A 6,226-nucleotide genomic window follows, 5' to 3' on the forward strand; every position below is an offset into this window, starting at 1 on the left:
CGGGTGGGGGAGGTTAGGGGACGTGGGATTCTCAAAGAAAACTGTTGATGGGGTGAAGCAATACATGATTGTGTGTCATAGCCATGATGGGCGTCTTTCTGGGCTGAGCATCAATCGTCCAATCACGGCGGTCAATGAACGGTCGCTGCTGGGTGATGAAGCCATGCAATTGTGTACAAACTACATCGAGAATCCAGACGTGCTGCCTTTACACCGGGCGGCGCGAATAAGGCTAATTCAGCAGTGCTGGTTTGAACCGATTGAAGTAGTCGACAATAAGGGACACAGGTTGGCTGTGTTCTACCTTGAATCGCATAACGACAAGCCGTGCAGGGTGTTTCAGGTGCATGTAAGCAAGGGGGAACGACCGCGTCCGACTTATTACAATCAGCCTGCAATTAATGCCATGGGCGTGATTCCTGGAATTCGGCCAGATGGGAGCTTCGATACGGAGGCGACAATTCCAGCTGTCGATTCACGAGAGGGGGATAAGCGCTCGAGAAAATTCCTAGCGAAATCAGGTGCCAACCTCTTAGCGATAGAGAATATGCAGCACTCTCCCGTATTCATCGACCGTCGTAATTCAAATGGTGATGTTGTTTACGGCTTTCCCCGATTCCAGGTGAGTGAACCGAAATTGCGGGCAGTGCTTTGGAAATTCAAGCGCGCCGGACATGATCGTGTGGAGCTGAAACTGTTGAGAATGTCCCTAGGTAGACAATAGTGGACTATGGTAGACTAATTAACGGACTCTAAATGCTAATCGCAAGGTAGTCGCCTATTACCCAAGCTTCGGTGCCTTGGGGCGGCGTAAGCATGCCTTGCCGTTCCAAAGCATTGCAGAAACTAGAGATTTAAAGTGCAAAAAGCACCCAATCGTCAATATGAGTCCATTCAGGAAGCTGCTGCCCGAGCACGGGTACACACCAAAACAGTCCGCCGCTGGATTGCTCAGGGCAAGCTCACCGCCTACCGCCCGAGTTCCCGCATAATCCGCCTAGACGCCGCTGAAGTCGACGCCATGATGGACGCCACCGCAACCACCCGCTGGAACGAGGTGGCCTAACATGCGCTTGGTACACAATATGGGAGAGCAAGCCCCGTCGCCCCGGCGCGATAAGCCCCAGTGGGTGCAGGTTGCTGAGACTGCCCTGTGGGGCGAACTGCTGGACACCGCCATGGACGCGGACGGGAATGTGGACGCCGACCCGCACGGGGTGGTTGAGGTGCATTGTCACCGTACCCCGAGCACTGACCTGAGAACCGCCCGGTACATACTCAAAATTGAGCGGGTAGACAACGTGCCCGTGCTGGTGGAGTGTTCCCGCCATGACCTACGCGCCCTTGCTCTAGCCCTGTTGGACGCTGCCCAGCACGCCGTGCCGGTGGAGCTGCAGCGCGCCGGGTATGAGCACGCTGTCATGCCGTGGTTCGACGGTGGCAACAACGGCGGTGGTGCAGCATGAGCTGGCATGACCAAGTGCTCAATCCCGAGGTAAGCACGGCAAAAGAAAACGCCCCAGCCCGGCAAGCTGGAGCGCATACAGAACAACATCACTCTGAAACCAATGGTACCCGAGAGCCTGAGCGGGCAACATACGTGAGCCAAGAGCTGGAGATGTTCACGCAGTGCGTGGCCCTGCGTGCCGGTGACGTTGTTGTGCTGGGCAAGGAACTTGGAGAGCGGGATTTCTTTAGTACACACGCACGCACGCTATGGGGCCATGTGCAACGTGTAGCCCGATGGCAGGTGGATAGCGGGGAGGGAGGCACGGTGCTGGCAAAAATGGCCGTGCTGGAGTCCTTGCAAGCGAGTGGTGAATGGGTAATCGGTAACCCGCTGGAGCAACTTTGGCTTAATGCCCAACATGCTCACCCGACAACGTTGTTTGCAGCGCGCCGGGTGGCTGCAGGGTTGCGGCGTATGCGGGCGCTGCATGGCGCTGAGGTGCTGGGCAGGTCGCTAGTGGAAGCGTCGACTGGGACGGTAGAGCACGTTTCGGTGGCTCTGGAGTCGGTACCGCATTTGCGAGGGCTGCTGAAGCGCATAGAAGCGGGGGAGAATCTGTGACTGCTTTCCCCTCTGAGATTCTGAGATTATATTTTTCTAGCTGTTTTACCTGCGGTAATCCATCTCAAGGTTGTGTTGAGATTGGATAGGGAAATTGAGACAACACCCGAGGTGAAACTGTTTCACAAAGCCCATGAAATTGATAACGCCACGGTGGTGCAACACCAGTTGTTCACCATCGACGGTGTGCCATCTCTGCGCCATGTGCAGGGGAACGAATGGCAGCTATGGGCCGGTGGTATCTGGACAACAGTTTCAGACAGGGACGTGGAGCGCTTGCTGGCATTTGCTGTAAGTGGCAGGCCACTGATTAGGCGTGTTCCTGGTACCAGTGCCCTGGAGTCGCTGGAGCGTGCGGAACCCAATGACGATAAGGAAAGTACCTGGGTTGCTAACGCTGCTGGTATCCGTAGCCTGCGTGACGCCCTGGCAATGACCGTGCCAACAGGGGTAGAAGCGGGCAAGACTCACGAGCGGTACATTGTCATGGCTAATGGCGTGTTCGACGTCGAAACACAGGCCTTGGTGGGGTGCCATTCCCCGCGTTACCCAAATGCGTGGAAGCTGGATTATGACTACCAGCCCGGCGCGACGTGCCCGCATTTCGACGCCTACATTGAGCATGCATGTAAAGGGCAGCCCAACACCTTGCTGTTCCTGCAGGAGTACATGGGCTACATTGCCCGAGGTCGTACCGATCTACAAAAAGGGCTGTACCTCATGGGTGAATCTGGTGCCGGTCAGTCCGTGTACGAAAAGGTCTGCACCATGGTTGTGGGTGCGGGCAATAAGGTGAGCGCCGATGGAGACACAGGCAAGCACACAACATCGTCATGGGTGGGCAAAAAGCTGATTTCCTTTGCTGACATGCGTAGTGTCCATGACCCGCGCAAGTTCGCTGAGCTGCTGCTGAAAGTGACCGGGCAGGACGATATTGTGGTGGAGCCTAAGTACGGCAACCGGAAAACGGTGAGGATTGACGCCAACGTCATTATCTGCACCAACACGGTGCTGCCTTTGCTGGACGTCTCAGGTGTAGCCCCTACCCGTTTCATGGGCGTTTTCTTTCGGCAAAAGGTACGGGGCACTGCCCTGGAGGATAGCGCGCTGCCTGAAAAGATCGCTGAGGAAATGCCCGGCGTATTCAACTGGGCAATGGTTGGACTGCAGCGCCTGCAACGTCAGGGACACTTCACCGTGCCAGATACGCATGACATGGTGCTGGATAGGCTGAAAGCTGCAGCGCTGGCAACGTTCGATTTCTACGATGAAGCATTGCGCATTACCGGTGAACCCTGCGACGTGCTGGCAACCCACGACGTGAGGGCCGCCCTGCTGGACTGGGCACGAAACACAGACTCAAGGATTGCCAGCGGGGAGAAAAGCCTGGACGGCATTGAGTCCTACCTGGAGCGGCTGGGCTTGGATATTTCCAAACCTAAGGGCATGTGGCAAGGGAAGCGAGAACAACCACGGTGCATTTCTGGGTGCCAGTTCACCAGTTCCTTTGAGCGATACAGGACGGAAAAGAGCGTGATTGCTGAGCGTATCCGCAATGACCAGGCGCGCCGGGATAAGCCACAACCGCGTGACGCTGGGGAGCCTTTGGCCGCCGACACTCCAGTGGAGTTAGCACCACGGCAAGGGCAACCTGTTCTGTTTTAGCGCCGGGCCTAATCTCAGTTTCTCAATCCGCTTTCCGCCTGTCTCTACCAGGTTCTGAGACGTGTTTATGCTGGTAGTGATAGGGGAGAGTGGTGAATCTCAGAATCTCAGGGAATTTCACCCAAAAGTATCCTGAGCCTAGATGGTGGCTGGGGGAGAGTCCCCGAGACATGAAGTTATCTCTCTCTGGGGTACCTAGTACCCGGTTGCGACGGGGAGGGGGATAACCCCTGCCTGTGGCCCGCTGGAACCCCGAGGGCATAGTTGCTCGGGTTGTGTACGGGTTTGGGGGATTCCCGAGGTTACATCACTTTATGCAAGCGTGGTGCATACTTTTTACATTTTGACATAATCTATCTTATCGGACAGCTATTGTTTCCAGTGTGGTGCATACTATGCCGGCGAGCCTGTGACCAGTACAAATAGGGAACCTGTCGCTGTATGTGCACCTGTTTCACGTTACCTCATGTGGTGCTAATCTGAAACGCATGACTGGTAATGTGAACTGGCTGCAGCGGATAACCCACGACTCCACACGCGATATTGAACAGCGCACGGGCATGTCACACACCACCATTAGCCGTGCCGCTAAAGCTGACCAGCCACCAGCGCACGTAGTCCTGGCGGTAGCCCGAGTATACGGGTACGACGTCATAAGCGCCCTGCAGCATGCTGGTGTGCTTACTGCTGCTGAGGTTGCGGGGCGTGGGCAGGGTGCCGCCCTGTCAACGTTCCCCACCACGGCGCTGCTGTATGAGCTGCTGGAGCGGCAGCGCGGGGAGCTGTAAGGGGAGGGCGTCGACAATCACGAAAACCCCTGCCTGGTGGACACCTTTAGGGCGGGTGGTGTCCTCTCTCCCCACAAAATTTGGCCACCCCCATCGCGCGCGCGAGAAAATGTTTCACGGGGAACCGGTGCCCGCCCCTTTAATCTTGGAGGGCATGGGCACCTGACTCCGCCCCGTTTGCCTGCAGTCAGGTTGTCTCTCTCCCCGAGGGGGTGCCTGAAATATTGGGGAGTTTCCCCACCTGACTCCGCCCCGTTGCCTGCAGTCAGGACTTTCTTCAGGGTGCCGAAAACTTACGGGTTAGCTTGTATTCCTCAAATCTTGTGCTGGAATATCCGGGCGGCGAGAGTTAACTTCAGCGACTCGGGACATTCCCTTTACCCAGCTGTACATACCTGGATCGACGTAGTGGATCAGGTCAAACACATCTTTTAGACGACGGCTGACTTTCACCTCTAGCAAAGGCTCCATATGTGCGGCGCGATTACGAAGTTGGCTGAGGTTTCTCAACCGGGAGTAGACCATTTGCTCGCCACTCACTTTTAGTATTTGATCCGCGTTCTTACCTGCTGCATAGGGGAATGCTTTTACTAGGGCATGGTTCCAGAGTAGTTGTTTGCGCTTGTTGCCCGGTTGACTTGACGGGAGGATTCTATGCCATGTTCCAAAAGTCAGTTGAGCTAGCACGTCATCGTGGTTTACGCTTGAGTTGTAGCGGGGATGGTTTGCCGAGCGTGCCATTGCTGACTTATTGGCTTGATCTTGCGCATTTCTGAGTGCACTTCTCAACATCGAAAGCTGGGGTGCAGGGTCAGATGTCCAGTTCTCGCTGAAGAATACACCTCCAGGTTTCTTTCGTGAATGGTTCCAAAGTCGAAGTTCCCTGTCGATAGCGTTTCTTACGATGACTTCAGTAGGTGCAAGTACTTCCAGGAAAGCTACTGAAAGTTCAAGATTCCAGCGGTAAAGACTTATGGCTAATTCTTGATTCCCGTGTGCAGAAATCAAGTAAGGCTGCAGCCGTGGTTTGCTCAGTGCCGCTTCAAATTTTGACCATTGAGGGGTGGACATAAAGGGTCTTTCAATAGCGCAGGTGGACACGCCTAGCTTACGGGAGTGTTGGCATTCCGAGTAAATTCGTCTACACTCGGTCATGAAAGTTACAAGCAGGACTTGTGACTGTTACCCAGAAGAACTACCCGAGGATCAATCGACCCCTCGGGTAGTTTTTGTTTTGGATCAATTGTGCCAGTTTGCGTGCTTTTGTTTGCCTGGCAGGGCGTCCATTGCCTGAATGGTGGTTTTGATCTTGTATCGCTGTCCCAGCATTTCCGCCTGACACATGGCCATGCTCATGCACGCCGGGCAGTAGGCTACGGGCTGGCTGTTGAGCTGAAGCTGTTTAGTGTCGCGTAGTAGGTGCCCGATGGTGGGTGTCATGTGTGGCGCGCAACCGATACCCTGCGCGCTGTACACCTGGCTGGGGTTCATGTCGCCGCAATAGCTGGGCACCCACTTGCCTGACATGTCCATGAGTAGGTGCGCGGTGTGGGTGGCGGTGTCCACGCTGAGGTGTGAAGTGCCCCGGGTTTTGTTCCTAGGCGTTTGCCTTGATTTCTATTATTTCTTGTTCTGGGCTACTCATCCAAAATTCGTGCTCGACCTCAGCCGGCGTACGGTAGTCCAGGCTTTGGTGAAGTCG

The 6,226-nt window shown here is 55.2% G+C and carries 8 protein-coding genes; 6 read left to right on the plus strand and 2 right to left on the minus strand.

Annotated elements, in window-relative coordinates:
- Positions 1–22 precede the first annotated feature (22 nt).
- The 6 genes from WG936_RS09040 (at position 23) to WG936_RS09065 (ending at position 4,524) form a co-directional block, all read left to right on the plus strand.
- Complete coding sequence (locus tag WG936_RS09040) at positions 23–724, plus strand: hypothetical protein (RefSeq protein WP_339572718.1); 702 nt, start codon at positions 23–25, stop codon at positions 722–724.
- Between the two features lie 135 nt (positions 725–859).
- Positions 860–1,066, plus strand: coding sequence for a helix-turn-helix domain-containing protein (locus WG936_RS09045; protein WP_339572719.1), 207 nt, complete (start codon positions 860–862; stop codon positions 1,064–1,066).
- A gap of 1 nt (position 1,067) precedes the next feature.
- Positions 1,068–1,466, plus strand: a complete 399-nt coding sequence (locus WG936_RS09050; RefSeq protein ID WP_339572720.1) for a hypothetical protein — start codon at positions 1,068–1,070, stop codon at positions 1,464–1,466.
- The gene (locus tag WG936_RS09055) at positions 1,463–2,071 is read left to right on the plus strand and encodes a hypothetical protein (protein ID WP_339572721.1); all 609 of its coding nucleotides are present in this window, start codon (positions 1,463–1,465) and stop codon (positions 2,069–2,071) included. Before WG936_RS09050 ends, WG936_RS09055 begins: the two co-directional genes overlap by 4 nt.
- Before the next feature lie 81 nt (positions 2,072–2,152).
- Positions 2,153–3,736, plus strand: a complete 1,584-nt coding sequence (locus tag WG936_RS09060) for a DUF5906 domain-containing protein (RefSeq protein WP_339572722.1) — start codon at positions 2,153–2,155, stop codon at positions 3,734–3,736.
- Positions 3,737–4,224: 488 nt separating this feature from the next.
- Positions 4,225–4,524 carry a hypothetical protein gene (locus WG936_RS09065; protein ID WP_339572723.1) on the plus strand — a complete coding sequence of 100 codons (300 nt, stop codon included), beginning with the start codon at positions 4,225–4,227 and terminating at the stop codon, positions 4,522–4,524.
- Between the two features lie 300 nt (positions 4,525–4,824).
- Here the strand turns inward: WG936_RS09065 and WG936_RS09070 are convergent, their stop codons facing one another.
- Together WG936_RS09070 and WG936_RS09075 are read right to left on the minus strand one after the other, a co-directional pair.
- A complete protein-coding gene (locus WG936_RS09070) occupies positions 4,825–5,595 on the minus strand; it encodes an Abi family protein (protein ID WP_339572724.1) in 771 nt (256 codons plus the stop codon).
- A gap of 168 nt (positions 5,596–5,763) precedes the next feature.
- Positions 5,764–6,090, minus strand: a complete 327-nt coding sequence (locus WG936_RS09075) for a hypothetical protein (RefSeq protein ID WP_339572725.1) — start codon at positions 6,088–6,090, stop codon at positions 5,764–5,766.
- Positions 6,091–6,226 lie beyond the last annotated feature (136 nt).

Origin of the sequence: Corynebacterium sp. H127, from assembly GCF_037482665.1 — a bacterium.
Lineage (GTDB): Bacteria > Actinomycetota > Actinomycetes > Mycobacteriales > Mycobacteriaceae > Corynebacterium.

Bases quoted from the DNA above. Each gene is read 5' to 3' on its own strand.
- WG936_RS09050 (WP_339572720.1), top strand. From the start codon at position 1,068: ATGCGCTTGGTACACAATATGGGAGAGCAAGCCCCGTCGCCCCGGCGC.
- WG936_RS09055 (WP_339572721.1), top strand. From the start codon at position 1,463: ATGAGCTGGCATGACCAAGTGCTCAATCCCGAGGTAAGCACGGCAAAA.
- WG936_RS09065 (WP_339572723.1), top strand. From the start codon at position 4,225: ATGACTGGTAATGTGAACTGGCTGCAGCGGATAACCCACGACTCCACA.
- WG936_RS09070 (WP_339572724.1), bottom strand. From the start codon at position 5,595: ATGTCCACCCCTCAATGGTCAAAATTTGAAGCGGCACTGAGCAAACCA.